Genomic DNA, 26734 nt, shown 5'->3' on the forward strand with positions numbered 1-26734 from the left:
AAGGAAGCGGAGACGGTATGTCAGTTCAAAAGATTGCAATCATAGACCTTGGCAGTAATTCCACCCGGATGGTAGTTGAAGAGCTTCATTCTAACCATACTTATGAAGAAATCTACCGGGTCAAACAAGATACGCGCTTGTCTCAAGGGATGGGTGCCGATTTAAGGCTTCAAGAGGAGCCAATCAAACGGACGATTGCGGTCTTAAAAGACTACCGCGAGCAAATTAAAGACTTCCACGTTGACCAAGTTTTGGCCATTACAACCGCCGCTGTTCGAACTGCCAAAAACCAGGCTGAATTTTTACAACGAGCCCATGAGGAAGCCAACGTTAATTTTCAAGTTCTAACTGGCGAGCAGGAAGCTCATTATGATTTTCTTGGCGTCAAGGCCTCACTGCCCGATGTGACCGATGGTGTGGTTTTAGACACTGGTGGTGCTTCGGTTGAAGTGATTGCCTTCAGGAATGGGGAAGCCAAAGCCGAGGTATCATTACCATTTGGAGCGGTGAACCTATCGGAGCAGTTTGACCTCGCAGACAATATTCGAATGGCTGATATCGATCTGGCTAATCAAAAAATCCAAGGCCAATACCAACGTTTAGACTTCTTGAAAGATTTTCAAGGAGAGCCAATTATCCTGCTTGGCGGGGCCAACCGGTCCCTTGCCAAAATGGCTCAGAGTCAGGATTGGAACCAGGGCAAAAGGTTATTACATGGCTTTATGATGACTACCGGCCAGGCCCGAGAAATTTTCACGACTATCACTGAGATGTCCCGGGCAAAGCGGGAAAACTTGGCTGGCCTGGAAAAGAGTCGGGCTGATATTATTATTTCTGGATTATTACCTTTCTTAAACTTAGCCGAAGCAATTCAGGCGCCCCAAGTGATTTTTTCTGAGTCCGGTGTTCGCGAAGGTTTGATTGAAAGCATATTTGAAGCATGACAAAAAAATTCTACGAACTTAGTCCAAAAGAACGAATTGACCAGTTAAGTCTTGAAAAGACTTTAGCTGATCGTTTTTTGGTTGACCAGAGAAAAAGTCAAGAAAATTTGATTGAAAATTACCTGACCAGTTTCGCTTTGCCGGAGGGAATTATCAAAAATTTAACGGTCAATGGCCATGATTACCGCGTTCCGCTTGTGACGGAGGAACCGTCCGTGGTAGCAGCTGCTAATAATGGTGCTCGGTTGCTCGGGCTCGGTGGTGGTATCCAATCTGTGGGCGAAAGCCAGCCGCTATTAACCGGACAGATTTTATTTGAGCAAATTGACTTTAAAAGTTTGGAAAAGTTTGTTCAAGGACAAGAAGCAAAAATTTTTGAAACGGCCATTAATGCAAAGCCTAGTTTGGTTGAGCACGGGGGTGGCTTGAAAAAGGTTAGCCTTCGTGACTTAAGTAATGGCCGGGCAAGTTTGGACCTGGTTGTTAATACAGGCTTAGCAATGGGTGCTAATTCAGTTAACACGATTTTAGAAGCTGTTAGGGCATTGCTGACCGACTACCAAGATCAAATTGTTGGGGCAATTTTATCCAACGCTGGCCATGAAAGTTTGGTTTCGGTTACTGGTCAAGTGCCGGTGGACTTTCTGGGCGGCTTAACGATGGCAGAAAGAATTGTGAAGTTATCGACCTTTGGCCAAGTAGATTCCAACCGGGCGGTTACTGAAAATAAGGGAATTTTTAATGGACTAGCCGCCGCTGTTTTGGCCCTTGGGAATGATTGGCGGGCAGTCGAAGCAGCAGGTCATGCCTATGCCAGTCATACTGGCCAATACCAGTCGCTATCAACTTGGCAAATTAGTGAAAACCAGGAATACCTCCAGGGTAAAATCACGGTGCCGCTGAACTTGGGAATTGTTGGCGGGGCTTTAGCGGCCTTGCCGAAGGCCCAAGACAACCTGGATTTGCTAGAAAACCCAAGCTTAAGCCAGGTCAAAGCAATTGTGGCGGGCGTTGGTTTGGCATCAAACTTGGCCGCTTTAAAGGCAATTGCCGGTGAGGGAATTCAGGCCGGCCACATGCGGATGCAGGCTAGGACATTGGCTGTGCAAGTTGGTGCCGGTGCTGATGAAGTTGATGCAGTAGCCAGGGCCTTAGCAAAAGACCAACCGATTAGCCAAGCCAAGGCGAAAAAGTATTTAGGAGAGTTACGAGCAAATGAACCAAAAGCTTAACCAATTATTAGACCAAGCAAACCAGATTTATCCAGGAACGGTGATGACTCGGGTTGGCGATGACCATGATGGCTTTTTGCGGACCGACCGCGTCAACCAGTCAGCCTTGGCAGACCGCTTGTTGATTGAAGTCCCGGACCAAACAGAAGCTGACTTTGTGATTGGCAATGAATTACTGAAGCTGGTCCTGACTTTGAATGGCATTACGCCCCAGGTTTACTTTGCCCTAACTTTTAACAAAGAAGAATTGGACCAGCAGCTCATTACGATTGCAACTCGCCTTCACAAGGCCGTGATTCATGCGATTTCTTACAAGGAATTAGCCAAGCAAGGCTTCTTGACCAAGAATACTTTGCAGGCCTTTATGAATGGCTTGGACGATGAACTTTCGACTGAAGATGGCGTCGATGGCCAATTCCTTTGGCGGCTACTATCACTCTTGGATGCTCAAGTCTTTTTGGCTAGTGCTTTAGGGGCTGGCTTGGAAAACGAAATTGAGACAGCACAAGCTCAGTTGGTTGAAAATTACCCATTGGCAAATGAAGCTGCTTTGAAATTGGCTCAGCCAATCTTAGCTGCAAACTTAAAGGACTCCCGGCAAATTCGCCGTGAAATTGTCCATGTCTTTACTGCTTTGGATGAAGAATTGGAGGCCAAAGACTTACCAACAGTCAATGCTAACCAGTATGTGACGCTGACGCCGGTGCTGTCACAACGCCAGTTAGACGGTCCGGTGGCCAACCTATATGAAATTTTCCACTCTGACATGACGGATTTCCAAACCAAGCAAAAGGCCTTTGTTGGGGTTGGTAAAAAAGACCGGCAAAATACCTTTGTGGTAACGCCGCCGGAAGAGGAGGGTGACCGACCAAAGTTCTTTACGGAACTTTACCAAATTTCGGTGAAGGAATTGCTGACGAAGTTGGCTTTGCCGTATATCTTGCGTCAGTAAAATTGAAAGACCCAATCAAAGCTTATTCGTGGAGGTAGGAACATGTTGGTAACCAAAGAGATTCAAGCAATGTTTGACGATGCAGACCAGGTAGTCTTTTTGACCGGGGCGGGTGTTTCAACCTTATCCGGGATTCCGGACTACCGGTCCAAGTCAGGGGTCTACCAGGGGCTGAACTTAGCCCCGGAATACTTACTGTCAAAGGATGCCTTTGAGGAAATTCCAGAGATTCAATACCGGTTTATGCAGGAAAATTTGTATTTCCCTGATGCCAAGCCAAATATTATCCACGAAAAGATGGCGCAGTTGACTTTAAAAGACCGGGCCAAGATTATTACTCAAAACATTGATGATTTAGACGTCAAAGCCGGGAGTGAAGACGACCACTTAATCCGTTTCCATGGGTCGCTTTATGACCTTTACGCTCCCAAGGATGGCCGGCCGGCAGACTTGGCTGACTATCAAAGGGCTTTGTACCGACCAAAGGATGGGGCGAAAGTAAGGCCTGCGATTACCTTTTATGGGGAGCAACCCCAAGAAGTTGAAAAGGCAATTGACTGGGTTAGCCAGGCCGACCTATTGGTTGTTGTTGGTACTTCTTTCCAGGTCTATCCCTTTGCCGGCTTGCTCCAGTATGCCCGACCGGATGCAGAAATGTTATCCGTTAATTTGACAGAAGTGCCAATGGGTAAGCGTGTTAACCAGGTGGTTGGGGATGCCGGTCAATTTTTTAAAGAATTAGAAATTTAAGCCCAAACGGGCTTTTTTTATTGGGCCAAAAAAGGGTATGATAAGAGTGGAGGAAAATTTATGACGAATGATCAAGGAGCGAACCAGTCACTGACGAAGACGGGAGCGCCAAGAAAAACGAGTCAAGTAGAGAAGCATACCCACGTTCACCAAAACCCTAATTTGTCGCAAAAGCCGTATCTAATTGGAATTTCAGTGAACCTGGTCTTTGTTTTAACCGAAATTATCTTTGCCAAAGTCGCCCATTCAACGGCCCTTTTTGCAGATGCCTTCCATAACTTATCAGACGTTTTGGCGCTGGTAATTGCCTGGCTGGCGGTCTTAGTTTTTGGAATTAAAGCAACTAAAAAACAAACCTATGGCTTTCACAACGTTTCAATTTTAGCCTCGATTTTTAACGCGGTTTTGTTAATGTTTGCGGTTGGCACAATTTTCTATGAAGCGGTTGATGACCTCTTCTTTGCTAAACCTGTCCATACTAATGGAACGATTATTACGGTTGTGGCTGCCATTGGGATTGTTGTGAACCTGTCGACAGCCTTATTGTTTAAAGTTTCGGGCACGCCTGATGAGCACGGCCACCACCATGACCAGGATTTGAATTCTAAGACGGCTTACTTGCATTTGCTATCGGATGCCGCTGTTTCGATTGGCGTCATCCTAGCCGGTTGGTTGATTGATGTGACTAAGATTGAGCTAATCGACCCAATTGTTTCATTAATAATTGGCTTCGTAATCCTGTTGTCGGCCTGGCCGGTGATGAAAGAAACGGTTAACCTAGCAATTAACGGGGTACCAGAAACGGTTGACCAAGAAGCGGTTGGTCAGTACCTTGATAGTCAGGCTTTGGTAGTTGCTTACCATGACTTGCACATTTGGCCACTGTCAACGACGGAAACCGCTTTGACGGTTCACATGGCTGTCAAGGAAGCCGACTTCACCCCGGAAAAAGTCGAAAACTTACTGGAGACGGTTGAAAACGAATTGAAGGAAAAATACGGTATTCAACACGTTACGGTTCAGTTGGAGTTGGGTAGTCCCCACGAAAATTGCAACCAAATATAGAAGAATGCTCCAAAATAGTTGGAGCATTTTTTATTTGGATAAAAATTCTAAAGTGACGATTGATATTATAAATTAGAATTGTTCTTATTTTAATTGATGGGATTAATTTAAATAAATTAAAGTTCTACGACAATGTGTCAGAGTGTTTCGTTGTTATAGTAGTCTTTTTAGACAATATGTTTCAAAAACCATCAAAACGTAATAAAAAAATATCTTGACCTTCATAATTTCTTGTGTAATATTTACTATAGACTTAGGAAGAAGTAATTGAGTTAAGTAGCTTTCATAAGCTTTCAACAACCAAGTTGAATGAAATCCTTTATGAAAATTATTTAGCACTTGTGAAAAGAAGTTTGGGGAACCGGCTGATTTTCGTGCTGTCAAAAAGTCAGCCGAGAGACTGGCTTTTTGCTTTGGACAAATCAAGTGAATAGATTTAATTACTGAACCCTGAGGAAATTCCGAAGGAGAAGAATTATGGAAGAATCCGTACAAAAGACTCATCACTCACTAATCGAACACGCTGGTGAGAAGAGTTTGCAAGATGTTAACGGGACGATTGAGATTCCTCGTGGAGGATCATTCATGCGCCGGTTGTTTGCCTTTTCAGGGCCTGGGGCCTTGGTGGCTGTTGGGTACATGGATCCGGGTAACTGGGTGACTTCAGTAGCCGGTGGGGCTTCATACCACTACGTTTTGCTTTCTGTTGTTTTGATGTCCTCTTTGATTGCCATGCTTCTGCAGTACATGGCTGGAAAGCTTGGAATCGTTAAGCAAGAAGACTTGGCGCAAGCTACTGGAAACCGGACCAACAAGTTTGGCCGGTATTCGCTTTGGATTATGACGGAGTTGGCATTGATTGCCACTGATATTGCCGAAGTTGTCGGAGGGGCGATTGCCTTGAACTTACTCTTTGGCTGGCCACTGTTGGTAACCGTCTTCTTGACTGCATTTGATGTTATCTTATTGCTTGGCTTGATGAAGTTTGGTTTCCGTAAGATTGAAGCAATTGTCATGACTTTGATTTTGACTATCTTGGTTGTTTTTGTTTATCTGACCATCCTGTCAAAGCCAGAGTGGGCTAGTCTTTTCGCTGGTTATGTCCCACAACCAAAGATTATTTCGACTTCAGCAATCTCAGGTTTGTCAAGTCCTTTGATTTTAACTGCTGGTATTATTGGTGCAACGGTTATGCCGCACAACTTGTACTTGCATTCATCGATTTCACAAACTCGTAAGGTTGACCATGAAAATCCCGAAGAAGTGCGCGACGCTGTTCGTTTAATGACTTGGGATTCTAACATTCAATTGACCTTGGCCTTTGTTGTTAACACTTTGCTTTTGGTCGTTGGAGCTGCTTTGTTCTTTGGCCACGCCACTGAATTGGACTCATTTAAGGCAATGTACAACGCCTTGGGTGATTCAAAGATTGCCGGTGCAATTGCATCACCATTCTTGTCAACACTCTTTGCTTTGGCGTTGTTAGCTTCTGGTCAAAACTCAACCATTACTGGTACTTTGACCGGTGAAATTATCATGGAAGGGTTCTTACACTTACGGGTGCCAATGTGGCTTCGTCGTGTGATTACCCGAGGAATTGCCCTGATTCCAGTTTTGGCAATCACGATTATCTATGGTGGTAATGAATACCAGTTGGATAACTTGATTACTGGAACGCAGGTATTCTTATCAATTGCCTTGCCATTCTCAATGGCACCATTGATTTACTTTACTTCATCAAAGAAGATTATGGGTCCATATGCCAATAGTCGTTGGATTACTTGGACTGGTTGGTTCTGTTTTGCAGTTTTGACAGCCATTAACGTTTGGCTTGTCCTTGACCAGTTCTTCCCATCAGTATTTGGTTAAGCTAGAGGAGGCAAATCATGGCTGAATTGAAATTAGAAGATGTACAACCAAAGCAATTTAAGAACATTCTGGTTGGGGTTGATGAGTCAGAGTTGGGCTATAACGCCTTGTCAAACGCTGTCCACCAAGCTCGTGAAGATGATGCAAAGTTGGTTATTGCAACAATCCTTGAAATGGGTGACTTGTCGGCGATTTCCGCCTTACACTTGGACTTTATTAAAGAAAAGCGACAAGAACTTGAGACTAACTTGGCCAAGTACCGTGATTTCGCTCTGTCAAAGGGGTTGAAAAATGTTGAAGTGGTATTTGACGATGGTATCAAGGCCGGTGAAATCTTGAATGATGAAATCGCTCCTCGGGTTGGGGCTGACTTAATTGTTGTGGGTGCCCACTCTCACGAAGGGTTCTGGGCATCATTAGGTTCACAGGCATCTTACATTGCTCGTAATGCTAAGATTTCAACTTTGATTGTTCATGAATAAAGAAATGGTACTAGGAAGCTAGTACCTTTTTTATTGCTTGACATATGAATAAATATTCATATAATAGTCATTAGAATATATGAAAATTAATTCATCAATGGAGGAAACTATGATTCAAGCCTTGGTTTCAGGAACCTTGTCGTATTTAGGAACGACATCTGATTATTTTGTTATTTTAGTATTACTATTTGCCCAGTTTCGGCAAAAAAAGCAGGTAAAACCAATAGTATTGGGAGCTTATCTAGGAAACGCCTTGCTTGTGATGGTTTCAATATTAGTTGCTTCGTTACTGCAGCAAGTGCCATCGGAGGGGTTATTAGGATTTTTAGGGTTAGTTCCAATTATCTTAGGAGTTGTCCGCTTTGTTCGCTCTGATGATGACGGTGAAGGACAAAAATTTGCTGATCGACTTGCACAAGTGCCAAATTCGAAAATAATTGAAACAGTTATTTTGATGACGGTAGCTGGTTGTGGAGCTGATAATTTGGCCCTTTATGTTCCCTATTTCTCATTAACAAACCTTGGTTTGTTACCGTTGATTTTACTGATTTTCGCCCTGATTTTGACGCTGGCTATTTGGGCTGCCTATCATATTGCCAAAATAAAATGGTTACAACGGCTATTTGACCACCATGGAAAAGTAATTCAATTAGTTATTTACCTTGTTCTCGGTCTTTATATTATGTATGAAGCCAATACTTTTTACTATATTTTTTCTTTTTGGGGGACGACTAGATGAAAAAACAAATTCAATCAGAACTCAGTCAAGTGTTTAAACTTTTGGGATCAAAACCTAGACTACAAATGGTTGAATTACTCCGTGACCAGTCCTTAACAGTTAATGAGATAGCAGACCGGTTAGGAATGGAACAGTCGGCGGTTTCTCACCAACTACAGCTGCTTCGCCAAGCCCAACTTGTAACGGTACAAAAAGAGGGTCGGCTATCTTATTGCCGGTTGACAGACTCCCATATTTTGACTATTTTGGACAATGCCGAGAAGCACGTCACACACGTGGTCAATCATCAGACACACTCTGAAGCAGAGAAACATCGGGTAGATTAATAGGTAAAAAAGATTTAAAAAAGTAATTGACTTATCGTGCTGTAGTTGATAAACTAATATAGTTATGAAATACAGCAAATGCCCTTGTGGCGGAATTGGCAGACGCGCTGGACTCAAAATCCAGTGGTGGCAACACCGTGTGGGTTCGACTCCCACCGAGGGCACTTCATGAGAGAAAAACGACTAGCTTAGGCTGGTCGTTTTCTTTTTTTTTTAATATTTGTATTAAAAAAAGGCCCAACACTTAAATACAAAATAGTGTTGAACCTCTTTTAATTTATGAATAAAACTAAAACTGCATAGCACCTAAGAATTGCTTGATTCGGTCGTTAGACGAATTAAAGAAACCATCGGTAGGACCGTCGTAACCGACTTTACCATCTTCGACAAAGACAATCTTGTCAGCAACTTGCCTGGCAAAGGACATGTTGTGGGTGACAATGATCATCGAAGTGTCCTTTTGGGCTAAGTCACGCAAGACCCGTAAAACTTGGGCTTCTAGCTCAGGGTCAAGGGCCGAAGTTGGTTCATCTAATAATAAGTAGCAGGGGTTCATTGCTAAGGCGCGGAGGATGGCGACTCGTTGTTGCTGCCCGCCAGATAATTGGTAGGGGTAGCGGTTAGCAAGTTCTTCCATCTTGAACTGCTTGAGCAGGTCTAAAGCTCGTTGGTTGGCTTCGTCTTTGCTTAGCTTTTGAACCTTAATTGGCCCTTCTGTTAGGTTTTTTAAGACCGTCAAATGTGTAAAGAGGGCCTTTTCCTGGAAAACCATCCCGTATTGTTGACGGGCGTGAAGAACTTGGTCTTTGGTAATCGGCTTTGACAAGTCCAAGGTGTCGTTATCAATCGCTAAAAGACCGCTAGTAGGACGTTCTAGCAGGTTTAAAGCCTGTAGTAAGGTCGACTTCCCAGAACCGGAAGGACCAACGATGGCGGTTGTTTCTTCGGCAGGGAAGTCAACAGTCACATTATCTAGGGCTTTTTTATCGGGGTATTGTTTGATTAAATTTTTAACTTGAATCATTGGGCGAACCTCGATGTGTACTTTTCTAGGTAGTGCTGACCGATTGATAGGATTGACGTAAAGACTGCATAAATCATCGCTGCCAGGATATACATTGATAGGATCTTGTAGTTGGTAGCGGCAACTTGTTGAGCGGTGTAGAACATTTCAACAATTGTAATCGTGGAGGCCAATGACGTGTCCTTTAATAATGAAATTAAGGAGTTTGACAAAGGCGGAATTGAAATCCGAGCCGCCTGTGGCAAAACGACGTTCAGATAGACCTGGGTGGTCGTCATTCCAAGCGACCGAGCGGCTTGCTTTTGGGCTTCAGAAACCGATGAAATTGATGCCCGGATTGATTCAGAAGCATAAGCCCCAGTGTTTAGTGAGAAGACCGTGATGGCTGAAACCCAGGCGGACTGGAATAAGGCCACGTGAGCGTTTGGTAATCCGTAAAAGACGATAAAGAGTTGAACCAACATCGGCGTTGACCGGAAAAGCCAGACATAAAAGGCGGCAAACCCCTTTAGGATTTGTAAGGCGGCTGCGGCCCACTCATTTTGAGGTAGGTTAGCAGTCCGAATTAAGGCAGTTAGGATGGCAAAGACCAGCCCGAAGAAAAAGGCGATAACTGTCAGCGGCAGCGTGTATTTGAAGGCTGATTCTAGAAGCCTGGGGGTATATTCAGTTGCCAGATTCCAAAAATCTGTCATGGAGTTGTTCTCCTCTTAGCTATTATTTTTTCGTCAAATCAGTGTCGAAGTACTTTTCTGACAACTTCTTCAGCTTGCCGTTGTCCTTCAACTTGGTGATGGCCTTGTTGACCTTCTTTTGCAATTCTGAGTTGTCCTTCTTCATCAAAACACCAGAAGGAACGGATGCAATTTCGTTGGTGATATCAACATCTTGCACCTTGGCCTTAGGATTTTCCTTCTTCCATGCGTTGAAGGCCCCAAGGTCGTTAATTGTTCCATCGGCCCGGTTAGTCGTAATCAAGTTCATTGCTTCAACGATACCGGCGACACCTTTAATAGTAGCACCTTTTTGTTGCGCAATTTGGCCATAGTTAGAAGTTAATGATTGAGCCATCGTTTTACCACTGATATCTGACAGGGTATTCATGTTGGTTTCACCCTTGCGTGAAATAATCACCGTCTTTGAGTACAAGTAAGCTTGTGACATTCGGTATGACTTTTGTCGGTCGGCACGAATACCGATGTTATTGATAACGGCATCATAACGGTTGGCGTTCAAACCAGCAATCAATGAGTCCCACTTGGTTTCAACAAACTTAACTTTCAAGCCAAGAACTTGACCAATTTCTTTGGCCATCTCGACTTCATAACCAACCAATTTTCCATTTTTATCATGGTAAGAAAATGGGGCGTAGGTTCCTTCTAAACCGACGGTTAAGGTTCCTTTGTCCATCGTGTAGCCTTCGGCAGGCTTGTTGAGCTGCAACAAACCAACAATGGCTGCAAGCACGACGATGATTCCAGCGAGCAAAATCGCCATCTTCTTTTTCATTTGTTCCTTCTCCTCTTAAACATAGAAAAACCGCCCCTAGAATACACTAAGGGCGGTTTTTAAGTCATTTTATTAGTATAAAACGAAAACGCACCCTAAAAAAGCGGGAACCGACAGGTTACCGCGCGCATTTCTAGGTTGTTAGATGATAATGCAACTAACATAAGCGCCTCCAATTTCTACTTTAGTGTACCGTCCCGTGATTTTTTTGTCAACGGATTTTCTCTAATTTATCTTTAATTTTCTAAATTGATTCGAAAAGTGGTCTTGTTGATAAAGTTGGATAGGACGGTTTTTGTTAAGGGTTTTTATCAAATGGTTTACTGGAAAGTTATAGACCTTCTTCCTTAATAAGAGTGGTCTGCCATTCGGGCCTTTGCTATAATGGTAGCAAGGTGTGGCCACCATTAGGCCAGAAAGGACTCATATGTCAGAAAATAGTACATTTTACATCACAACGCCGATTTACTACCCATCTGGGAAGTTGCAACTCGGTAATACGTATACAACGGTTTTGGCCGACGCGGCCGCCCGTTACCACCGCCTCTTAGGCGATGATGTCTTCTTCCTAACTGGAACAGACGAACACGGTGAAAAAATTCAAAAGAAGGCTGCTGCTGCCGGCACAACCGAAATTGCTTATTTGGATAAGATGGCCAAAGACATCAAGGACTTGTGGTCATTGATGGGCATTTCTTATGACAAGTTTATTCGGACGACGGATAAGGACCACGAAGCAGCCGTTCAAAAGATTTTCCAAAAGCTCTTGGACCAGGGCGATATTTATAAGGGTCAGTATGAAGGCTGGTATTCAGTTTCGGATGAAGAATACTTTACTGAATCACAACTAGCTGAAGTCTACCGCGATGATGACGGCAAGATGATCGGTGGGAAGGCCCCATCTGGTCATGAAGTCGAAAAAATCCAAGAAGAAACTTACTTCTTTAAGATGTCCAAGTATGCTGACTGGTTGGTTAAGTACTACAAGGAACACCCAGACTTTGTTCAACCACAAGCACGGATGAACGAAATGTTGCAAAACTTCATTTTGCCTGGCTTGGAAGACCTAGCGGTTACTCGAACATCATTTAACTGGGGGGTACCGGTACCGGGCGATGAAAAGCACGTTATCTATGTTTGGATTGATGCCTTGGCTAACTATATTACGGCTTTGGGTTACGGGTCTAACCAAGACGATTTGTTACAAAAATTCTGGCCGGCTAACGTCCAATTAGTTGGAAAAGAAATCGTTCGCTTCCACATTATTTACTGGCCAATCATGCTCCATGCTTTGGGTCTTGATTTGCCAAAGGAAATCATTGGTCACGGCTGGTTAGTTATGAAAGACGGTAAGATGTCAAAGTCGAAGGGAAACGTGATTTACCCTGAAGACTTAACGGAACGTTACGGCTTGGATGCCGTCCGTTACTACTTACTCCGGTCAATGCCATTTGGAAATGATGGTGTTTTCTCACCTGAAGACTTTGTTTCTCGGGTGAACTATGACTTGGCTAACGACCTTGGTAACCTGTTAAACCGGACGGTTGCCATGGTTAACAAGTATGAAGACGGGGTTGTCCCTGCCTTTGAAATGGGTAAGACCGACTTTGACCTAGACTTAGACAAGGTTGTTTTGGAACAAGTGGCCGAATACAACGAACACTTAGGCGCTGTCCATACTGCCGATGCCCTTGAATCAGTTTGGGGCGTTGTCCGTCGGGCCAACAAGTATATCGATGAAACGGAACCATGGGTGTTGGCGAAGACAGCTGGTGAAGACCCAGCAGCTAAGGCGGCCTTACAATCTGTCTTGGCTCACTTGGTTGGCGCCTTGCGGGCAGTTGCGGTAATGTTACAACCGGTTATGACGGATGCACCTAAGCAAATCTTCGCCCAACTTGGTTTGGACTACCCTGAAAATGGCGTATCCATCCAAGATTTGACGATTGACCAGGTGCCGGCTGGTGCCAAAGTTGTTAAAAAGGGTGAACCAATCTTCCCACGCTTGGATGTTGAACAAGAAGTGGCCTACATTGCATCATTGGTATCCAAGGATACCAAGGGTAAGGGCCGCGCAGTAAAGGAAACGGCCAAGAAAAAGGGCCAGGAGAAGCAAGTGACTGAAGAAGCAAGTGCTAAGAAGGCATTGATTGAATATGATGACTTTGACAAGGTTGAAATTTTAGCAGCTAAGATTACGGCCGCTGAATTAGTGGAAAAGTCAAAGAAGTTAGTTAAGTTTACCCTTGATGATGGTTCTGACAAGCCTCGCCAAATTCTTTCGGGAATTCGCAAGTGGTACCCTGAACCAGCAGTCTTGGTTGGTAAGACGGTTGCCATCGTTGCTAACATGGCTCCTCGGAAGATGGCTGGTGAGCTGTCTGAGGGGATGGTTTTGTCAGCGGAAAAGAATGATATCGTGACGGTTTCAATCTTGCCTGATTCAATCGAACCAGGTTCTGGCATCGAATAATTATTGCATGATTAATAAATGAAAAAAGAGCTAACCAGCTGTGCCTAATCAGATTAGGTGTGAGATGGATAGCTCTTTTTTTGTTTGAAAAATGTTTTAAATGTTGGTGAGTGTTGAAGTGAAAAATGATTATGACCAGGCCCAAGGGTCCTGGTGCCAAGTTGAAAAGCGGTCGTATTGGTCCTTTGAAATCACATCTTGGTCGGCCAGACGTTTGATTAAGCCACTGTAAGTTAATAAAGGCTTGAAGGTAAAGCCGGCTTCCTTGAAGTTCTTATCGGCGTCTGGGAAACCATAAGAAAAAATTGAAACAACCCCAGTAACGTGGTGGCCTTCTTTTTCAACGGCCTTGGCAGCGGAAATTACAGAACCACCAGTTGAAATGAGGTCGTCAATCAAGACGACTTGGTCGGTTGGTTGTAAGTTACCTTCAACTTGGCGGCCGGTACCGTGGTCCTTTGGCTTTGAGCGAACATAAACCATGGGCAGGTTCAAAGATTCAGCAACCAAGGCTGCTTGGGGAATGCCGGCCGTCGCAACACCGGCGATGACTGTCCGGCCGGGGAAGGTCGTGTCAATCAAGTCAGCCAAAGCTTCTTTGATGGCAGTCCGAGTTTTGGGGTAAGAAATTGTTTGCCGAAGGTCGGTGTAGATTGGTGACTTGATGCCAGATGCAAAGGTAAAAGTTTGGTCCGTCTTTAATTGAACGATTTCATGGTCAATCAAATCTTGGTAGATGTTAGCGGTCTTTTGGATCATGGGTTTTCCTTTCAAATTTTAAGGTTCGTGTTGGAATGGGTGGTGTCGTTTAATCGACCGGTTACTAATTGTCTAGGCTGATTGCCAGTCTTCTTGGTACTGGTGCCAGGCGGCAACCGGTTCAGGGGCTTGGGTAATTGGCCGGCCAACAACGATGGCATTGGCGCCGTCGTTGGCAGCAGTAGTGGGACTAGCAACTCGGACTTGGTCGCCGCTTTGGTCTGCTTGGCGACGGATACCGGGTACCACAAACAAAAAGTCCTTTGGCAGCTGGGCGTTTAAAGTTTTTAACTCAAGGGCGGAGCAAATCACCCCATCGCAGCCAGTTTCTTCGGCCATTTGGGCCAGGGCTAAAACTTGGTCTTGCATCGATAGGGAAACGTGTTGGTCTTCTTTCAAGGCTTCATCAGACATTGATGTGAGCTCAGTAACAGCTAGGAGGGCGGGCTTTTTCAAACCGGCTTGGTCAGCGCCTTCTTGTAAGCCTTCATTAGCAGCGGCTAACATTTTGCGGCCACCCATTGCATGAACAGTCACAAAATCAATACCCAATTGAGCAATTTGGTTCATTGACCGTTTGACGGTATTTGGAATATCGAAAAGCTTCAAGTCTAAGAAAATGTCGCAGCCGCGGTTTTTCAAATCGGTAATAATACTAGGGCCAGCCTGGTAAAAAAGCTCCATGCCGACTTTGACCGTTAGCTTATCGGCTTGGTCAAAACGGTCTAAAAATTCGGTTACCTCCTTCACTGACGCAAAGTCTAATGCAATCATAAGTGGTTTTTCCATTTATCCAGCCCTCCTAATATTTTTGGCACAAAAAAGACTATCCCCTAAAAAGTTCAGAGAATAGTCTTGTGGTTTAAAAGTTATGTTTGGGTAACCATTTGGCTTCTCTGAACCAGTTAATGATTAATCAAAGTATAAACTATCTTGTCGATTTGGACAAATTTATTTTAAAGCAAGTTACCAATGGCTGAATAGCCGATCGTTGGGAAGACTGTTACCAGGCGGCTCAACTGCTTTGGCGTATAGGCAAATTCGATGGCTGGCAACAAGTCGTTAATAATATCTTCGGCATGGTCAGACAATTCGATGGCCCCAACTAAGTGTTGGTCCTTGTCGTAAATTAATGACAACTTTCCTTCGTTTTCATAATCGACTTGGCGGTACCAGTCATCCATCACGTTCTTTTCAACAATGGTGAATTGGTCAGGGTGAGCTTGAGCTTCATCCAAAGTCACACCAGCTTGGGCAAGGCGTGGGGTTGTGAAGACGTTGGTAGCGATAGCTGGGTAGTCAATGGGAGCTGTTTCTTCACCCAAGATGTGGTTGGCCACGTATTGAGATTCGAAGGTTGCCGTTGGTGTCAACTTGGGTTGGTCCTTCTTCATCACATCACCAGTAACGTAGACGTTTGGCAAGGCTGTTTGCAAGTAGTCGTTGACAACGATTCCGTTGGCGTCAAAGTCGATACCAACCTTTTCCAAACCAAGACCAGCAGTATTTGGTATCCGACCAGTAGCATCCAAGATGTAGTCGGCCTCGTAAGTACCAGTTGAGGTTTGCAAGGCAAATCCTTGGCTGCGCTTTTCAACTGCAGTCGTTTCAGTGTTCTTAACAAAGGTAATCCCTTGCTTTTCTAATGAAGTAAGCAGGGCGTCGGTGTATTCCTTGTTAAAGCCATCCAAGGCCTGGTCGCCACGTAAAATAACGGTTACATCGGCACCAGCGGTGTGCATCATGGCAGCTGATTCCAAGCCGATGTAACCAGCTCCGATAACAACTGTTTTGGCTGGCATTTGGTCTAATGACAAGAAGTCCTTGGAATCATGCATGTATTCGGCGCCAGGAATGTCTAAGCGGTGTGAGTGCATTCCAGTTGCGATCACAATATTATCGGCGGTAACAGTCTTGTCGCCGACTTGGATGGTGTGGGCGTCTTTAAATTCGCCGTCACCAAAGATAAATTCAATCCCGGCTTGTTCCATCCCTGATTGGATGGCGTTTGGAAAGATTGAAATAATTTCTTTCTTGCGGTCCATGTTCTTGGCCCAGTTAATCTTACCAGACCCTTCGACAATCCCGTTAGAAGCAAGTAATTGCCGCTGAAGCGCAGAGGCGTTTTCCAAAATCACCTTGGCATTGCAGCCCCAGTTAGGGCAAGTGCCGCCGACCTTTTCGCGTTCAACGAAGGCCACTTTCTTGCCGGCCGCCGTTAGTAATGGGGCACCGTCAAAGGCACCGTGCCCGGCGCCAAGGTACAAAACATCGTAATCATACTCTGTCATTGATGAAAATCCTCCTAAAAATTTCTTACTTTAATTATCCCATAGGTCGAAATGAAATAAAAGAAAGGCCACTGTAACTAAAAGTTTTTCAGGCAAATAAAAACCCCAGCAGTCCATTAGACTACCGGGATAAGGTGCTTTTCATTCACTTTAAGTCCACACGGTTTGCCAAAGCTGGCCGGACTACTAAGGCAATTAGCAGGCCAAAGACACATTGGGCAATGTTACCGATAATTGAGGCCCAACCAGTCGCCCAGCTCTTGGACAAAAGGGCAGTGGCAAAGAAGTAGCCAACGACCATGACCAAAGAACCGACCACTAAGGCAATTGTTTGGGCGGTAACTGATTTTTTGGCACCAATCAAACCAACCAAGTAACCTTCCAAACCGTGGATAACCAAGGAAAATGGGGCCCAGGCGGCATAACCGGCCAAGAAATCAAGTAAAAATCCTGACAAGCCACCAACAATCAAGCCAGACCGGGCACTGCCTAACAAGGCCACCAAGAAGATACCGGCCTCAACCAAGTTGACGTAACCACCGGGCGTGGGGATGTGAATGACATATGATAGGGCTAAGTTTAAAGCGGTGATAACCGCTAAAATCGTAATTTGCTTCGTCGTGAAGTATTTCATAACGCTTCTCCTGCTCTTCTAATTTACAATAGTAGAAATAATGAATATCACTTTTATTGTACCTTGAAACGCGTCAATTTTATAAGTCACTTTCTTTTCATTTATCCGACAGAAACGAGAAATGGTACGGTTAAGTTTTTCGATTTTTTACTAATCAACCTACGCCGTTTCTTAGCCACTGTGTTATAATATTTGTGTTGACATTTGTCAAAAAATTAATTGGAGGTCTACACACATGACTGTGAAGATTGGTATTAATGGATTCGGTCGGATTGGTCGTTTGGCATTCCGTCGTATCTTGGAATTGGGTGACTCAGCAGCTGATGTTGAAGTCGCAGCCATCAACGATTTGACTAGCCCATCAATGTTGGCATACTTGTTGAAGTATGACTCAACTCATGGCACTTTGGACGCTGAAGTTTCAGCTGACGAAACTGGTATCGTTGTTAACGGTAAGCACTACACTGTTTACGCAGAACGCGATGCTAAGAACATTCCTTGGGTTAAGAATGATGGTGTTGAATATGTATTGGAAGCTACTGGTTTCTATACTTCAGCAGAAAAGTCACAAGCCCACTTGGATGCAGGTGCTAAGAAGGTTTTGATTTCAGCCCCAGCCGGTGATGTTCCAACGGTTGTTTACGGCGTTAACCAAGACATCTTGAAGGCTGACGACAAGATTGTTTCAGCTGGTTCATGTACTACACAGTCATTGGCCCCAATGGCTCGTGTATTGCAAGACAGCTTCGGTGTTGAAATCGCTACTATGACTACTATCCACGCATTTACTTCAACGCAAATGATCTTGGATGGTCCTAAGTCAAAGAAGTTCCGTTCAAACCGTACTGCTTCAGTTAACACAATTCCTCACTCAACTGGTGCCGCTAAGGCCATCGGTTTGGTTGTGCCAGAATTGAACGGTAAGATTGACGGCCACGCACAACGTGTTGGTGTTGTTGATGGATCTGTTACTGAATTGACTTCAGTTTTGTCAAAGAAGGTTACTGCTGAAGAAGTTAACGCTGCTATGAAGGCTAAGGCTTCTGACTCACTCGGATACAACGAAGATGAAATCGTTTCATCTGACATTATCGGAGACACACACGGTACTACCTTTGATGCCACTCAAACTCAAATTGTTGAAGTTGGCGACAAGCAATTGGTTAAGACTGTTTCATGGTACGATAACGAATACGGTTTCACTTCAAACATGATCCGTACTTTGTTGCACTTTGCAAACGTATAATCATTCATAATTAAAGAGGACGCTTCGGCGTTCTTTTTTTGTGCTTTGAAAAAAGGTTCTTACCACTAGTCAATAAGCTCTTGGCAAATAAAGCTTTAGAACCACCGGCCCAAGTACAAAATATGCTATACTAGCCTAGTTTACAAAGGAAGGGCCGGATCATTATGAAAGTTGCAATCTCATCAGATAACCACTTAGATTTAAATAAAGTTGAGAGAAGCTGGGCTTTGCAAATGCAGGGCCAGTACTTAATCGCAAACGAAATTGGTGTCTATGTCATTGCTGGTGACCTCTATAATAACTTTGAAAAAACCTTGGCCTTTGCTAGAGACTTGCAAGATCAGGTTGCCGGAAAGGTAATTATCCGCTTTTTAGCTGGTAACCACGAAATGGGCGCTGGCGTGACTTATGAAGAGCTAGAGAGCCCCATTGATGACCTTTACTTCCATAACAAGACCCTAGACTTAGGCCAGACGGTATTAATCGGAAATAACTCCTGGTACGATTATTCATTTGACCAGGGGAAACACGAAGAGACAGAAATCCGCCGGTTTAAGCGGGAATTTTGGTATGACCGCCGGATTAACCAACCGATGTCAGATCCTGACCGGTTACAGGTTAACTTGAATCAAATGCAGGCGGCTATTAATGGCCTTGGCACAAGTGGGCAAAAAGTTGTCCTAATTAACCACTTTGCTCAGGAAGAGCGGTTTATCCAACAGATTCCTTTTCATAATCCGCGCTTAGATATTTTGAATGCCTTCTTGGGTAGTCAAAAGGTTGGCAACATGGCGGTCAAAAACCGAGTGGGTGCGGCGGTCTCTGGTCACCTCCATTTGCACGTGCCTTTGACTAAAATTCAAGGGACGACCTTTTATAATGCTTCGGTTGGTTACCATACCCGGCGAGTTAACGAATGGTTTAGCACGGACTTTATGACTGAATGGGAAGAGCGCTTGATCATTTTAGAAGCCTAAATTAAAAACCGGCCGGGTTAGCTCGGTTGGTTTTATTTGTTACAGAAAAAAAGGTAAAACCGGTTATTTTGTTTGGAAAAACTAGGACTAAATTGGACAAAAACCCTGTTAGACCAACAAATCGAACTGATAGTTTGACCATCGAAGTATTTATTGTTAAAATAGCTATATTGCAAATTAAGTTACTGGGTCAAAATGTACCCGAAAGAAAGGAAACCAATAATGCCAGTATTGACCACGACTGAGATTATGGACCTAATCCCAAACCGTTACCCAATTATCTATATGGACTATGTTGAGGAAATGGTACCGGATGAATCAATCGTTGCTGTAAAGAACGTGACGATTAACGAACAATTCTTCCAAGGACACTTCCCAGGCAATCCCGTGATGCCTGGTGTCTTGATTATCGAATCATTGGCACAAGCTGCTTCAATTTTGATTTTGTCTTCACCACAGTTCAAGGGTAAGACTGCTTACATGACTGGTATCAACGATGCCAAGTTTAAGAAGATGGTTGTCCCTGGTGACGTTTTGAAGTTGCACGCTACTTTTGGTAAAGTTCGTGAAAACATGGGAACCGTTACGGTGACAGCCAAGGTTGATGATAAGGTCGCCACTACTGCGGAACTAATGTTCGTGGTGGCACCTGATGAAAACAAATAACCAAGAACAATCAGCGGTAAACTTGCGTTTGGTCAATGAAGATTTAATGACCATGTTTACCAACGTTGCTTGGGTTGAAGAATATGAGCTAAAACAAGGACCTTTTTCTGAATTAACTGTCAAAGAAGTCCACACGATTTATGCGATTTCAATGTATGATGAAAAGACCGCCTCACAATTAGCAAAGGCGGTCCACTTGAGTCCAAGCGCAATGACAACCGCCATTGACCGGTTGGTCGACAAGGGTTACATTGAACGCCGCCGGTCCAAAAACGACCGGCGAGTGGTTAAAATCGGCCTGACCCATAAGGGGCGGGTTTTGTACCGAGCTCACCAGCAGTTTCATTTTCAAGTGACCAAGTCACTTTTTGACGGAATGAACAATGCTGAATCACAAACGATGGAACGTGCTATCCACCGCTTACAAACTTATTTGAACGACTTAGTCCACAGCTAAGTTCAAAGGATTTGAAAGATTATGGAACAGATTAAATTAGTAGCAACTGCTAAAAAAGTTCCAGACCGGGTCGTCACAAACGATGATTTAGCAGAAATCATGGAAACAAGTGACGAATGGATTTACCCCCGCACTGGGATTCACCAACGACATGTTGTCACTGATGAAAACACGTCTGACTTAGCAACTTCCGTTGCTAAGCAGCTATTAGAAAAGTCCGGTTGGGATGCAGCTGACCTGGACTTTATTATTGTCAGCACGATGTCACCTGACGCTTTGTCACCACACACGGCGGCAATCGTTCAAGGAAACATCGAAGCACAAAACGCTTTCGCTTTTGATTTGAACGCGGCTTGCTCTGGCTTTGTTTATGGAATGTCCGTTGCTTCTTCCTTCCTATCATCAGGACGGTACAAGAAGGGGATGTTTATCGGAGCAGAAGTCTTGTCCAAGTTAGTTGACTGGAAAGATCGGACAGTTTCTGTTTTGTTCGGTGATGGTGCCGGTGGTGTCTTGCTTGAGGCCACTGACCAACCGGTTGGTTTGATTGAAGAAGAACTCCAATCTTACGGAGACAAAGGTGAAGCAATCATTACTGGTCGCTTTGCGAACAAGAATGCCTTTGCTGGTGAAATTTCACCCTTGGACCCTTACTTCCACCAGGATGGCCGGAGCGTTTATAGCTTTGCCACCCGCGAAGTACCAAAGGTTTTGGATAAGGCTTTGCAAAAGGCTGGCTTACAGGCTGATGATGTTGATTTCTACTTGGCTCACCAAGCTAATAAGCGCATCATTGAGTCAATGGCCAAGAACTTTGGCCAGTCAATGGACAAGTTTCCAACCAATATGGCTGAGTACGGTAACACTTCTGCCGGCTCGACTGCCATCTTGCTTGATGAAATGATAGAAAGTGGTCAAATTAAGCCAGGTATGAAGATTGCCTTTGTTGGCTTTGGTGGTGGTCTTGCGATCGGCGCTCAAATTTGGCAAGTATAATCGGTATAATAAGAGTATTAACTGCGGTGTAGTAGACTGCACCGTAAAAATCTAACGTATTGCAATACGAAACTACTATAGGAGAGCATGCTCATGACTAACGAAGAAATTTTTGGCAAGGTTAAGGAAATTTTGATCGACCAATTCGACTTGGAAGATTCAGAAGTTGAAATGACTACCAACATGACTGATGACATCGATGCCGATTCATTGGACTTGTTCGAAGTTTTGAACCGTGTTGAAGATGATTTCGACATCAAGTTGGAAAACACTGAAGAAATCTCAACTGTTCAAGACTTGGTTAACGAAATCAAGAAGCAACTTGACAACAAGTAATTATTGAAAGCGGTTTTTAACCGCATACATACCCCAAAAAATAAGTAGAGGCAAAACATATTATGACATTTAAAGTTGAAAACCCAATTTTTGATAAACTCGGTATGAAGTATCCCATCGTTGAAGGTGGAATGACTTGGGCAGGTACTGGTGCTTTGGCCGCCGCTATCTCTGAAGCTGGTGGACTTGGCTTCATCGGAACTGGTTACTGGCATGGTGATGATGTTCGTCGTGAAGTTCGCCGGGCCAAGGAATTAACTGATAAGCCATTTGGTGTTAACGTGATGTTGATGAGTCGTCACATCCGTGAAGTTTTCGACGTTATCTTAGAAGAAGGCGTTAAGGTTGTTGCAACCGGTGCCGGTGATCCTTCGCCATTCTTGGAAGAATTGCACGAAGCTGGCATCGTTGTTATCCCAGTTGTCCCATCTGTCTCAATGGCTAAGATGATGCAACGGAAGGGTGTCGATGCCGTGGTTGCTGAAGGAATGGAATCAGGTGGCCACATTGGTCAAATGACAACCATGGCCTTGGTACCACAAGTTGTTGACGCTGTTGATATTCCAGTTATTGCTGCTGGTGGTATTGGTGATGGCCGTGGTGTTGCCGCTGCCTTTGCCCTTGGTGCTTCTGGTGTGCAAATGGGAACCCGGTTCTTGACTGCTACTGAATCAGAAGTTCATCCAAACTACAAGGCTAAGGTCTTGAAGGCCCGTGATATCGATACGATTATCACTGGTAATATCGTTGGTTCTCGTGTTCGAGTTTTGAAGAACAAGATGGCCAAGGAATACGTTAAAAAAGAAGTTGAAGAAATCGGTAAGCCAGAACCTGATTACGAAACAGTTGAAAAGCTGGAATCAGGAACTCTTCGGGCTGCCGTTCAAGATGGCGACAAGGACGGCGGAGCCTTCATGGCCGGCCAAATTTCTGGAATGGTGAATGATGAAAAGCCAGCCGCAGAAATCTTGTCAACCATTTGGGAACAAGCCACTGATATCATGGGTATTGAAAATACCACAAAGTAATCAAAGCGAGGTTTCACATGAAAGTTGGACTGTTATTTAACGGCCAAGGCTCACAACAAGCGGGGATGGGAACAGACCTGTATGATAATTTGCCTAACTACCGCAAGTACATCGACCGGGCTTCTGAAATCTTGGGTTACGACTTAAACGAAGTTGACCAAGATGAAGAAAAGATTCGACAAACAAAGTACGCCCAACCAGCCATTGTTGCCCTCGATGCGGCTTTGGCAGCAGCATTAGTTGATGCTGGTTTGGACAATGTAATTGCTGGCTTGGGTCTTTCACTTGGTGAATATCCAGCCTTGGTAGCCAACGGGATTCTTTCATTTGACCAGGCAATTGCGCTGGTGAAGGACCGTGGCGCTTACATGCAAGAGGTTGGTGACCAAAACCCTGGAAAGATGGTGGCGGTCTTAGATGACAACCAAGACATGATTGTGGAAGTTGTAAAAGGCTTGCAAGCTAACGGTTTGCAAGTTTATCCAGCCAACTTCAATACTTTTTCACAACTGGTTATTGGTGGAATTGCCGCTGATGTTGACCAAGCTGTGGAGTCTTTGACTGAAGCTGGTGTTAAAAAACAAGTGGAGTTGCCCGTTGTTGGCGCCTTCCATACGCCATTGTTGAAAGATGCAGCCGATAAGATGTCCGAGCGGCTTGCTAAAGAAGACTTTGCTGATGCAAAGTTCCCGGTTTATTCGAACACGAATAAGCAGGCTTTCAACAAAGACAGCTTGCAACAAACGCTGACTGACCAAATTGTTTCACCAACTTACTTTGCGCAATGCTTACAGCAAATGGTTGATGATGGGGTTGATACCTTGATTGAAATTGGTCCAGCCGCAACCTTAGTTAAGTTTGCAAAGAAAATTGCCCCCAAGGAAGTTGCGCGTTATAGTGTAACCGACTTGGCTTCCTATCAGAAGGTCGTTGAGATGCTCAACGAAGAGAAAGGATAAGAACTCATGGATTTTTCAAACCAAACTGTTTTAGTTACCGGCTCGTCACGTGGTATCGGCTTGGCCGTTGCCCACGCCTTTGATAGCGCTGGCGCCCAATTGATTTTGCATGGTCGGTCACCTTTGAAAGAAGAAGTAGTTAACTCTTTCAAGCAAAAGCCAATGACTTTGCAATTTGATTTGGCCGATGCAGAGGCTGCCGAAACGGCCTTGAAGGACCTTTATAAAACGGAAGGCTTTGAAGGTATCGATATTTTGGTGAATAACGCCGGAATTACCAAGGACCAATTAGTAATGGGAATGTCAGCTGCTGACTTTGCCCAAGTTGTTAACACGAACTTAAATGGAACTTTCAACGTTACCCAACCAGTCTTCAAGAAGATGATCCGTCAAAAGCATGGGGTTATCTTGAACATGGCCTCAGTTGTTGGCCAAATGGGAAACGTTGGTCAGGCCAACTACGCCGCTTCAAAGGCTGGTGTGATTGGCTTGACTAAGTCTCTTGCTAAAGAAGGGGCGAAGCGCAATATCCGCGTGAATGCCATTGCCCCTGGGATGATCGTTTCAGATATGACGGATGCTTTGTCAGACAAGGCGCGTGAAGCCATTTTGAACGAAATTCCTTTGTCACGGTTTGGTACGGTTGACGACGTTGCAGACGTTGCTTTGTTCTTAGCAGGCAATGACTACATGACTGGTCAAACGATTACCGTTGACGGTGGCCTTTATATCTAAATTTAAGCAAAGCTAGTTAGTCAGAAAGGAAACGACATGACTCGAGTAGTAATTACAGGAATGGGTGCAATTGCGCCAAACGGAAATGATCGTGAAAGTTTCTTGGATGGAATTTTTAACGAAAAGAATGGTATCAAGCCAATTACGAAGTTTGATGCTTCAGAAACTGGTATTTCAGTTGCCGGGCAAGTTGATGGTTTCGACCCAGCTGCCCGTGTTGGTAAGCGTGATGCTCGTAAGATGGATTTGTTCTCACAATATGCGATCGATGCTTCTTACCAAGCCATGGAACAAGCTGGTTTGTTGGCTGATGAAGACTCAGACCAAAAGACCACTGTTGCAAACCCAGACCGTTTCGGAGTTATCTTAGGAAACGGAATTGGTGGTTTGACAACCATTGAAGAACAAGTTATCAAGATGCACGAAAAGGGTCCTCAACGAGTATCACCTTTGTTCGTTCCTGAAGCTATTCCAAACATGGTTGCTGGTAACGTTTCATTGCGCTTCGGTGCCCGTGGTGTTAACTACACCCTTGTTACTGCTTGTGCTTCCGCTACTAACGCTGTTGGTGAAGCTTTCTGGCGGATCCAATCTGGCCGTGAAGATGTTATGTTGACCGGTGGTGCTGAAGCCACTGTTAACGAAATCGGAATTGCTGGTTTCGCCGCTTTGACTGCTTTGTCAAAGGAAGAAGACCCAGACCAAGCTTCAAAGCCTTTCGATAAGAACCGTCATGGTTTCGTCTTAGGTGAAGGTTCTGGTATCTTGGTGATGGAATCATTGGAACACGCTGAAGCCCGCGGTGCTAACATCTTGGCAGAAATCGTTGGTTACGGTGCTTCTTCTGATGCTTACCACATGACATCACCAGCTCCTGATGGTGAAGGGGCTGCCCGGGCCTTTAACTTGGCATTGAAGGATGCTGATTTGAAGCCTGCAGACATCTCATACATTAACGCTCACGGTACTGCTACTGGTGCTAACGATTCAGGTGAAGCAGAAGCAATTGCCTCTGTCTTCGGTGCTAACTCTGTCTTGGTTTCATCAACCAAGGGTATGACTGGTCACTTGCTTGGTGCCGCTGGTGCTATTGAAGCGGTTACTTCAGTTGGTGCCATCGTTCGTGGCCAAGTGCCAGTTAACGTTGGTTTTGACGAACCAGACGAACACACAAAGTTGGTGAACTTGGTTAACAAGTCAAACAAGGACTTTGCACCAGAATACGTAATGTCAGCCAACTATGGTTTTGGTGGCCACAACGCTGCCATTATCTTTAAGAAGTGGTAAGGGAAGGCTAACCATGAATTTGAATGTGAAAGAAATTCGCGAATTAATGGCTGACTTGGAAAAGTCAACTTTGCGCGATGTAGCAATTCAAGACGGTGAATTTTCACTGCACTTGTCAAAGAATGAACAGGTTCAAGCAGCTCCTGCTGCCCCTGTTCAAAGCCAAGCAACTCCTGTTGCACCAGCTACTCCAGCTGCTCCTGCAGCAAACACTGCTTCCGAAGAACCTGCAGCGCCAGCTGCTGCTTCCGGCAAGGAAATCAAGGCACCAATGGTTGGAACTGTTTACTTGCAACCAAAGCCTGACCAACCAAACTTCAAGCAAGTTGGCGACCACGTCGAAAAGGGCGAAACAGTTGCGATTATCGAAGCCATGAAGTTGATGACTGAAATCAAGTCAGACGTTACTGGTACGATTGCAGAAGTCCTTGTTGAAAACGAAGAAGTGGTTGACTTTGACAAGCCACTTTACCTTGTTACAGAAGGCTAAGAACTGATTTATCCTACACGTTAGAGTGTAACGCCCAATTTTTTTTGGGCATACATAGACAAAAGGAGAAAAACCATGTCCCTATTAAACACCCAAGAAATTCAAGAAATTTTGCCACACCGTTACCCAATGTTGATGTTGGATACTGTTGAAGAATTGGAACCCGGCAAGCGCTGTGTTGCGATGAAGAACATTTCAATCAACGAAGAAATCTTCCAAGGTCACTTCCCTGGTAACCCAACTTTCCCTGGTGCTTTGACTGTTGAAGCCTTGGCCCAAGCTGGTGCCGTTGCCTTGCTTTCAATGCCTGAATTCAAGGGTAAGACTGCTTACTTTGGTGGCATTAAGAAGGCTCGTTACCGTCAAATGGTTCGCCCTGGCGACCAAATGAAGCTTGAAGTTGTTTTGGACCGCTTGCGTGGCCCTGTTGGCTCAGGTAAGGGAATTGCCTGGGTCAACGGCAAGAAGGCAACAACTGCTGAATTGACTTTTATCATTGGAGACTAAA

29 protein-coding genes and 1 tRNA gene are annotated in these 26734 nt (G+C 44.5%); 23 read left to right on the top strand and 7 right to left on the bottom strand.

The window, feature by feature from the left end:
* The first annotated feature begins 17 nt into the window (after positions 1-17).
* From AC5162_RS01480 to AC5162_RS01525, 10 genes are all read left to right on the top strand, one after another.
* Positions 18-944: a Ppx/GppA phosphatase family protein gene (locus AC5162_RS01480; RefSeq protein ID WP_496533488.1), complete on the top strand. Its 927-nt coding sequence runs from the start codon at positions 18-20 to the stop codon at positions 942-944.
* Complete coding sequence (locus AC5162_RS01485) at positions 941-2176, top strand: hydroxymethylglutaryl-coenzyme A reductase family protein (protein ID WP_496533489.1); 1236 nt, start codon at positions 941-943, stop codon at positions 2174-2176. Before AC5162_RS01480 ends, AC5162_RS01485 begins: the two co-directional genes overlap by 4 nt.
* Complete coding sequence (locus AC5162_RS01490; RefSeq protein ID WP_496533490.1) at positions 2160-3128, top strand: nitrate ABC transporter ATPase; 969 nt, start codon at positions 2160-2162, stop codon at positions 3126-3128. Before AC5162_RS01485 ends, AC5162_RS01490 begins: the two co-directional genes overlap by 17 nt.
* A gap of 42 nt (positions 3129-3170) precedes the next feature.
* A complete protein-coding gene (locus AC5162_RS01495; RefSeq protein ID WP_496533491.1) occupies positions 3171-3878 on the top strand; it encodes an NAD-dependent protein deacylase in 708 nt (235 codons plus the stop codon).
* A 60-nt stretch (positions 3879-3938) separates the two neighbouring features.
* A complete protein-coding gene (locus tag AC5162_RS01500; protein WP_496533492.1) occupies positions 3939-4943 on the top strand; it encodes a cation diffusion facilitator family transporter in 1005 nt (334 codons plus the stop codon).
* A gap of 477 nt (positions 4944-5420) precedes the next feature.
* Positions 5421-6812: an Nramp family divalent metal transporter gene (locus AC5162_RS01505; protein WP_496533493.1), complete on the top strand. Its 1392-nt coding sequence runs from the start codon at positions 5421-5423 to the stop codon at positions 6810-6812.
* A 17-nt stretch (positions 6813-6829) separates the two neighbouring features.
* Entirely contained in the window at positions 6830-7294 is a 465-nt protein-coding gene (locus AC5162_RS01510) for a universal stress protein (protein ID WP_496533494.1), read from the top strand.
* A 109-nt stretch (positions 7295-7403) separates the two neighbouring features.
* A complete protein-coding gene (locus AC5162_RS01515) occupies positions 7404-8033 on the top strand; it encodes a cadmium resistance transporter (RefSeq protein WP_496533495.1) in 630 nt (209 codons plus the stop codon).
* On the top strand, positions 8030-8359 hold the full coding sequence (locus AC5162_RS01520) for an ArsR/SmtB family transcription factor (protein WP_496533496.1): 330 nt from the start codon (positions 8030-8032) through the stop codon (positions 8357-8359). The genes AC5162_RS01515 and AC5162_RS01520 overlap by 4 nt, the downstream gene beginning before the upstream one ends.
* A gap of 80 nt (positions 8360-8439) precedes the next feature.
* Positions 8440-8523: transfer RNA gene (locus AC5162_RS01525), tRNA-Leu, on the top strand.
* Positions 8524-8648: 125 nt separating this feature from the next.
* On the opposite strand, the gene AC5162_RS01530 is transcribed toward AC5162_RS01525, so the two are convergent.
* The 3 genes from AC5162_RS01530 to AC5162_RS01540 are packed head-to-tail and all read right to left on the bottom strand — an operon-like array spanning position 8649 to position 10892.
* Positions 8649-9383 carry an amino acid ABC transporter ATP-binding protein gene (locus AC5162_RS01530; RefSeq protein WP_496533497.1) on the bottom strand — a complete coding sequence of 245 codons (735 nt, stop codon included), beginning with the start codon at positions 9381-9383 and terminating at the stop codon, positions 8649-8651.
* A complete protein-coding gene (locus AC5162_RS01535) occupies positions 9380-10078 on the bottom strand; it encodes an amino acid ABC transporter permease (protein ID WP_496533498.1) in 699 nt (232 codons plus the stop codon). The genes AC5162_RS01530 and AC5162_RS01535 overlap by 4 nt, the downstream gene beginning before the upstream one ends.
* Before the next feature lie 22 nt (positions 10079-10100).
* Positions 10101-10892, bottom strand: coding sequence for a transporter substrate-binding domain-containing protein (locus AC5162_RS01540; protein WP_496533499.1), 792 nt, complete (start codon positions 10890-10892; stop codon positions 10101-10103).
* Between the two features lie 427 nt (positions 10893-11319).
* Here AC5162_RS01540 and metG point away from each other — a divergent pair, with 427 nt between their 5' ends.
* Positions 11320-13365 (top strand): methionine--tRNA ligase, encoded by a 2046-nt coding sequence (metG, locus tag AC5162_RS01545; RefSeq protein WP_496533500.1) that lies wholly within the window; start codon positions 11320-11322, stop codon positions 13363-13365.
* Between the two features lie 129 nt (positions 13366-13494).
* On the opposite strand, the gene pyrE is transcribed toward metG, so the two are convergent.
* The 4 genes from pyrE to AC5162_RS01565 form a co-directional block, all read right to left on the bottom strand.
* Positions 13495-14124, bottom strand: a complete 630-nt coding sequence (gene pyrE / locus AC5162_RS01550; RefSeq protein ID WP_496533501.1) for an orotate phosphoribosyltransferase — start codon at positions 14122-14124, stop codon at positions 13495-13497.
* A 72-nt stretch (positions 14125-14196) separates the two neighbouring features.
* Positions 14197-14913 (bottom strand): orotidine-5'-phosphate decarboxylase, encoded by a 717-nt coding sequence (gene pyrF / locus AC5162_RS01555; RefSeq protein WP_496533502.1) that lies wholly within the window; start codon positions 14911-14913, stop codon positions 14197-14199.
* Positions 14914-15080: 167 nt separating this feature from the next.
* A complete protein-coding gene (locus AC5162_RS01560) occupies positions 15081-16415 on the bottom strand; it encodes a dihydrolipoyl dehydrogenase family protein (RefSeq protein ID WP_496533503.1) in 1335 nt (444 codons plus the stop codon).
* Positions 16416-16560: 145 nt separating this feature from the next.
* On the bottom strand, positions 16561-17049 hold the full coding sequence (locus AC5162_RS01565) for an ECF transporter S component (protein ID WP_496533504.1): 489 nt from the start codon (positions 17047-17049) through the stop codon (positions 16561-16563).
* 235 nt (positions 17050-17284) lie between these two features.
* Here AC5162_RS01565 and gap point away from each other — a divergent pair, with 235 nt between their 5' ends.
* The 12 genes from gap to fabZ (AC5162_RS01625) all read left to right on the top strand — a co-directional run bounded on the left by gap (position 17285) and on the right by fabZ (AC5162_RS01625) (position 26733).
* On the top strand, positions 17285-18295 hold the full coding sequence (gap, locus tag AC5162_RS01570) for a type I glyceraldehyde-3-phosphate dehydrogenase (protein WP_496533505.1): 1011 nt from the start codon (positions 17285-17287) through the stop codon (positions 18293-18295).
* Between the two features lie 164 nt (positions 18296-18459).
* Positions 18460-19272, top strand: coding sequence for a metallophosphoesterase (locus AC5162_RS01575; RefSeq protein WP_496533506.1), 813 nt, complete (start codon positions 18460-18462; stop codon positions 19270-19272).
* A 222-nt stretch (positions 19273-19494) separates the two neighbouring features.
* The gene (gene fabZ / locus AC5162_RS01580) at positions 19495-19938 is read left to right on the top strand and encodes a 3-hydroxyacyl-ACP dehydratase FabZ (protein ID WP_496533507.1); all 444 of its coding nucleotides are present in this window, start codon (positions 19495-19497) and stop codon (positions 19936-19938) included.
* Positions 19925-20395 (top strand): MarR family winged helix-turn-helix transcriptional regulator, encoded by a 471-nt coding sequence (locus AC5162_RS01585; RefSeq protein WP_496533508.1) that lies wholly within the window; start codon positions 19925-19927, stop codon positions 20393-20395. The genes fabZ (AC5162_RS01580) and AC5162_RS01585 overlap by 14 nt, the downstream gene beginning before the upstream one ends.
* Positions 20396-20416: 21 nt before the next feature.
* Positions 20417-21391, top strand: a complete 975-nt coding sequence (locus tag AC5162_RS01590; protein ID WP_496533509.1) for a beta-ketoacyl-ACP synthase III — start codon at positions 20417-20419, stop codon at positions 21389-21391.
* Positions 21392-21484: 93 nt separating this feature from the next.
* Positions 21485-21727 (top strand): acyl carrier protein, encoded by a 243-nt coding sequence (locus tag AC5162_RS01595; RefSeq protein ID WP_496533510.1) that lies wholly within the window; start codon positions 21485-21487, stop codon positions 21725-21727.
* A gap of 62 nt (positions 21728-21789) precedes the next feature.
* Positions 21790-22755 carry a DUF561 domain-containing protein gene (locus AC5162_RS01600; protein WP_496533511.1) on the top strand — a complete coding sequence of 322 codons (966 nt, stop codon included), beginning with the start codon at positions 21790-21792 and terminating at the stop codon, positions 22753-22755.
* Between the two features lie 17 nt (positions 22756-22772).
* Positions 22773-23714 carry an ACP S-malonyltransferase gene (locus tag AC5162_RS01605; protein ID WP_496533512.1) on the top strand — a complete coding sequence of 314 codons (942 nt, stop codon included), beginning with the start codon at positions 22773-22775 and terminating at the stop codon, positions 23712-23714.
* Positions 23715-23720: 6 nt separating this feature from the next.
* Positions 23721-24449, top strand: a complete 729-nt coding sequence (gene fabG, locus AC5162_RS01610) for a 3-oxoacyl-ACP reductase FabG (protein WP_496533513.1) — start codon at positions 23721-23723, stop codon at positions 24447-24449.
* A 36-nt stretch (positions 24450-24485) separates the two neighbouring features.
* Complete coding sequence (gene fabF, locus AC5162_RS01615) at positions 24486-25736, top strand: beta-ketoacyl-ACP synthase II (protein ID WP_496533514.1); 1251 nt, start codon at positions 24486-24488, stop codon at positions 25734-25736.
* 13 nt (positions 25737-25749) lie between these two features.
* The gene (gene accB, locus AC5162_RS01620) at positions 25750-26226 is read left to right on the top strand and encodes an acetyl-CoA carboxylase biotin carboxyl carrier protein (protein ID WP_496533515.1); all 477 of its coding nucleotides are present in this window, start codon (positions 25750-25752) and stop codon (positions 26224-26226) included.
* 75 nt (positions 26227-26301) lie between these two features.
* Positions 26302-26733, top strand: coding sequence for a 3-hydroxyacyl-ACP dehydratase FabZ (fabZ, locus tag AC5162_RS01625; RefSeq protein ID WP_496533516.1), 432 nt, complete (start codon positions 26302-26304; stop codon positions 26731-26733).
* Position 26734 lies beyond the last annotated feature (1 nt).

The sequence above is a fragment of the Fructobacillus sp. ChS1-6f1-1-27 genome (genome assembly GCF_059579415.1).

Excerpts from the sequence above, each read along its gene's own strand:
- accB (WP_496533515.1), top strand. The coding sequence starts at position 25,750 with ATGAATTTGAATGTGAAAGAAATTCGCGAATTAATGGCTGACTTGGAA.
- AC5162_RS01500 (WP_496533492.1), top strand. The coding sequence starts at position 3,939 with ATGACGAATGATCAAGGAGCGAACCAGTCACTGACGAAGACGGGAGCG.
- AC5162_RS01520 (WP_496533496.1), top strand. The coding sequence starts at position 8,030 with ATGAAAAAACAAATTCAATCAGAACTCAGTCAAGTGTTTAAACTTTTG.
- AC5162_RS01495 (WP_496533491.1), top strand. The coding sequence starts at position 3,171 with ATGTTGGTAACCAAAGAGATTCAAGCAATGTTTGACGATGCAGACCAG.
- AC5162_RS01515 (WP_496533495.1), top strand. The coding sequence starts at position 7,404 with ATGATTCAAGCCTTGGTTTCAGGAACCTTGTCGTATTTAGGAACGACA.
- fabZ (WP_496533507.1), top strand. The coding sequence starts at position 19,495 with ATGCCAGTATTGACCACGACTGAGATTATGGACCTAATCCCAAACCGT.
- fabF (WP_496533514.1), top strand. The coding sequence starts at position 24,486 with ATGACTCGAGTAGTAATTACAGGAATGGGTGCAATTGCGCCAAACGGA.
- AC5162_RS01590 (WP_496533509.1), top strand. The coding sequence starts at position 20,417 with ATGGAACAGATTAAATTAGTAGCAACTGCTAAAAAAGTTCCAGACCGG.
- AC5162_RS01575 (WP_496533506.1), top strand. The coding sequence starts at position 18,460 with ATGAAAGTTGCAATCTCATCAGATAACCACTTAGATTTAAATAAAGTT.
- AC5162_RS01605 (WP_496533512.1), top strand. The coding sequence starts at position 22,773 with ATGAAAGTTGGACTGTTATTTAACGGCCAAGGCTCACAACAAGCGGGG.
- AC5162_RS01585 (WP_496533508.1), top strand. The coding sequence starts at position 19,925 with ATGAAAACAAATAACCAAGAACAATCAGCGGTAAACTTGCGTTTGGTC.
- AC5162_RS01560 (WP_496533503.1), bottom strand. The coding sequence starts at position 16,415 with ATGACAGAGTATGATTACGATGTTTTGTACCTTGGCGCCGGGCACGGT.
- pyrE (WP_496533501.1), bottom strand. The coding sequence starts at position 14,124 with ATGATCCAAAAGACCGCTAACATCTACCAAGATTTGATTGACCATGAA.
- fabG (WP_496533513.1), top strand. The coding sequence starts at position 23,721 with ATGGATTTTTCAAACCAAACTGTTTTAGTTACCGGCTCGTCACGTGGT.
- AC5162_RS01540 (WP_496533499.1), bottom strand. The coding sequence starts at position 10,892 with ATGAAAAAGAAGATGGCGATTTTGCTCGCTGGAATCATCGTCGTGCTT.
- gap (WP_496533505.1), top strand. The coding sequence starts at position 17,285 with ATGACTGTGAAGATTGGTATTAATGGATTCGGTCGGATTGGTCGTTTG.
- AC5162_RS01530 (WP_496533497.1), bottom strand. The coding sequence starts at position 9,383 with ATGATTCAAGTTAAAAATTTAATCAAACAATACCCCGATAAAAAAGCC.
- fabZ (WP_496533516.1), top strand. The coding sequence starts at position 26,302 with ATGTCCCTATTAAACACCCAAGAAATTCAAGAAATTTTGCCACACCGT.
- AC5162_RS01510 (WP_496533494.1), top strand. The coding sequence starts at position 6,830 with ATGGCTGAATTGAAATTAGAAGATGTACAACCAAAGCAATTTAAGAAC.
- AC5162_RS01565 (WP_496533504.1), bottom strand. The coding sequence starts at position 17,049 with ATGAAATACTTCACGACGAAGCAAATTACGATTTTAGCGGTTATCACC.
- pyrF (WP_496533502.1), bottom strand. The coding sequence starts at position 14,913 with ATGGAAAAACCACTTATGATTGCATTAGACTTTGCGTCAGTGAAGGAG.
- AC5162_RS01535 (WP_496533498.1), bottom strand. The coding sequence starts at position 10,078 with ATGACAGATTTTTGGAATCTGGCAACTGAATATACCCCCAGGCTTCTA.
- AC5162_RS01595 (WP_496533510.1), top strand. The coding sequence starts at position 21,485 with ATGACTAACGAAGAAATTTTTGGCAAGGTTAAGGAAATTTTGATCGAC.
- AC5162_RS01485 (WP_496533489.1), top strand. The coding sequence starts at position 941 with ATGACAAAAAAATTCTACGAACTTAGTCCAAAAGAACGAATTGACCAG.
- AC5162_RS01480 (WP_496533488.1), top strand. The coding sequence starts at position 18 with ATGTCAGTTCAAAAGATTGCAATCATAGACCTTGGCAGTAATTCCACC.
- AC5162_RS01505 (WP_496533493.1), top strand. The coding sequence starts at position 5,421 with ATGGAAGAATCCGTACAAAAGACTCATCACTCACTAATCGAACACGCT.
- AC5162_RS01490 (WP_496533490.1), top strand. The coding sequence starts at position 2,160 with ATGAACCAAAAGCTTAACCAATTATTAGACCAAGCAAACCAGATTTAT.
- metG (WP_496533500.1), top strand. The coding sequence starts at position 11,320 with ATGTCAGAAAATAGTACATTTTACATCACAACGCCGATTTACTACCCA.
- AC5162_RS01600 (WP_496533511.1), top strand. The coding sequence starts at position 21,790 with ATGACATTTAAAGTTGAAAACCCAATTTTTGATAAACTCGGTATGAAG.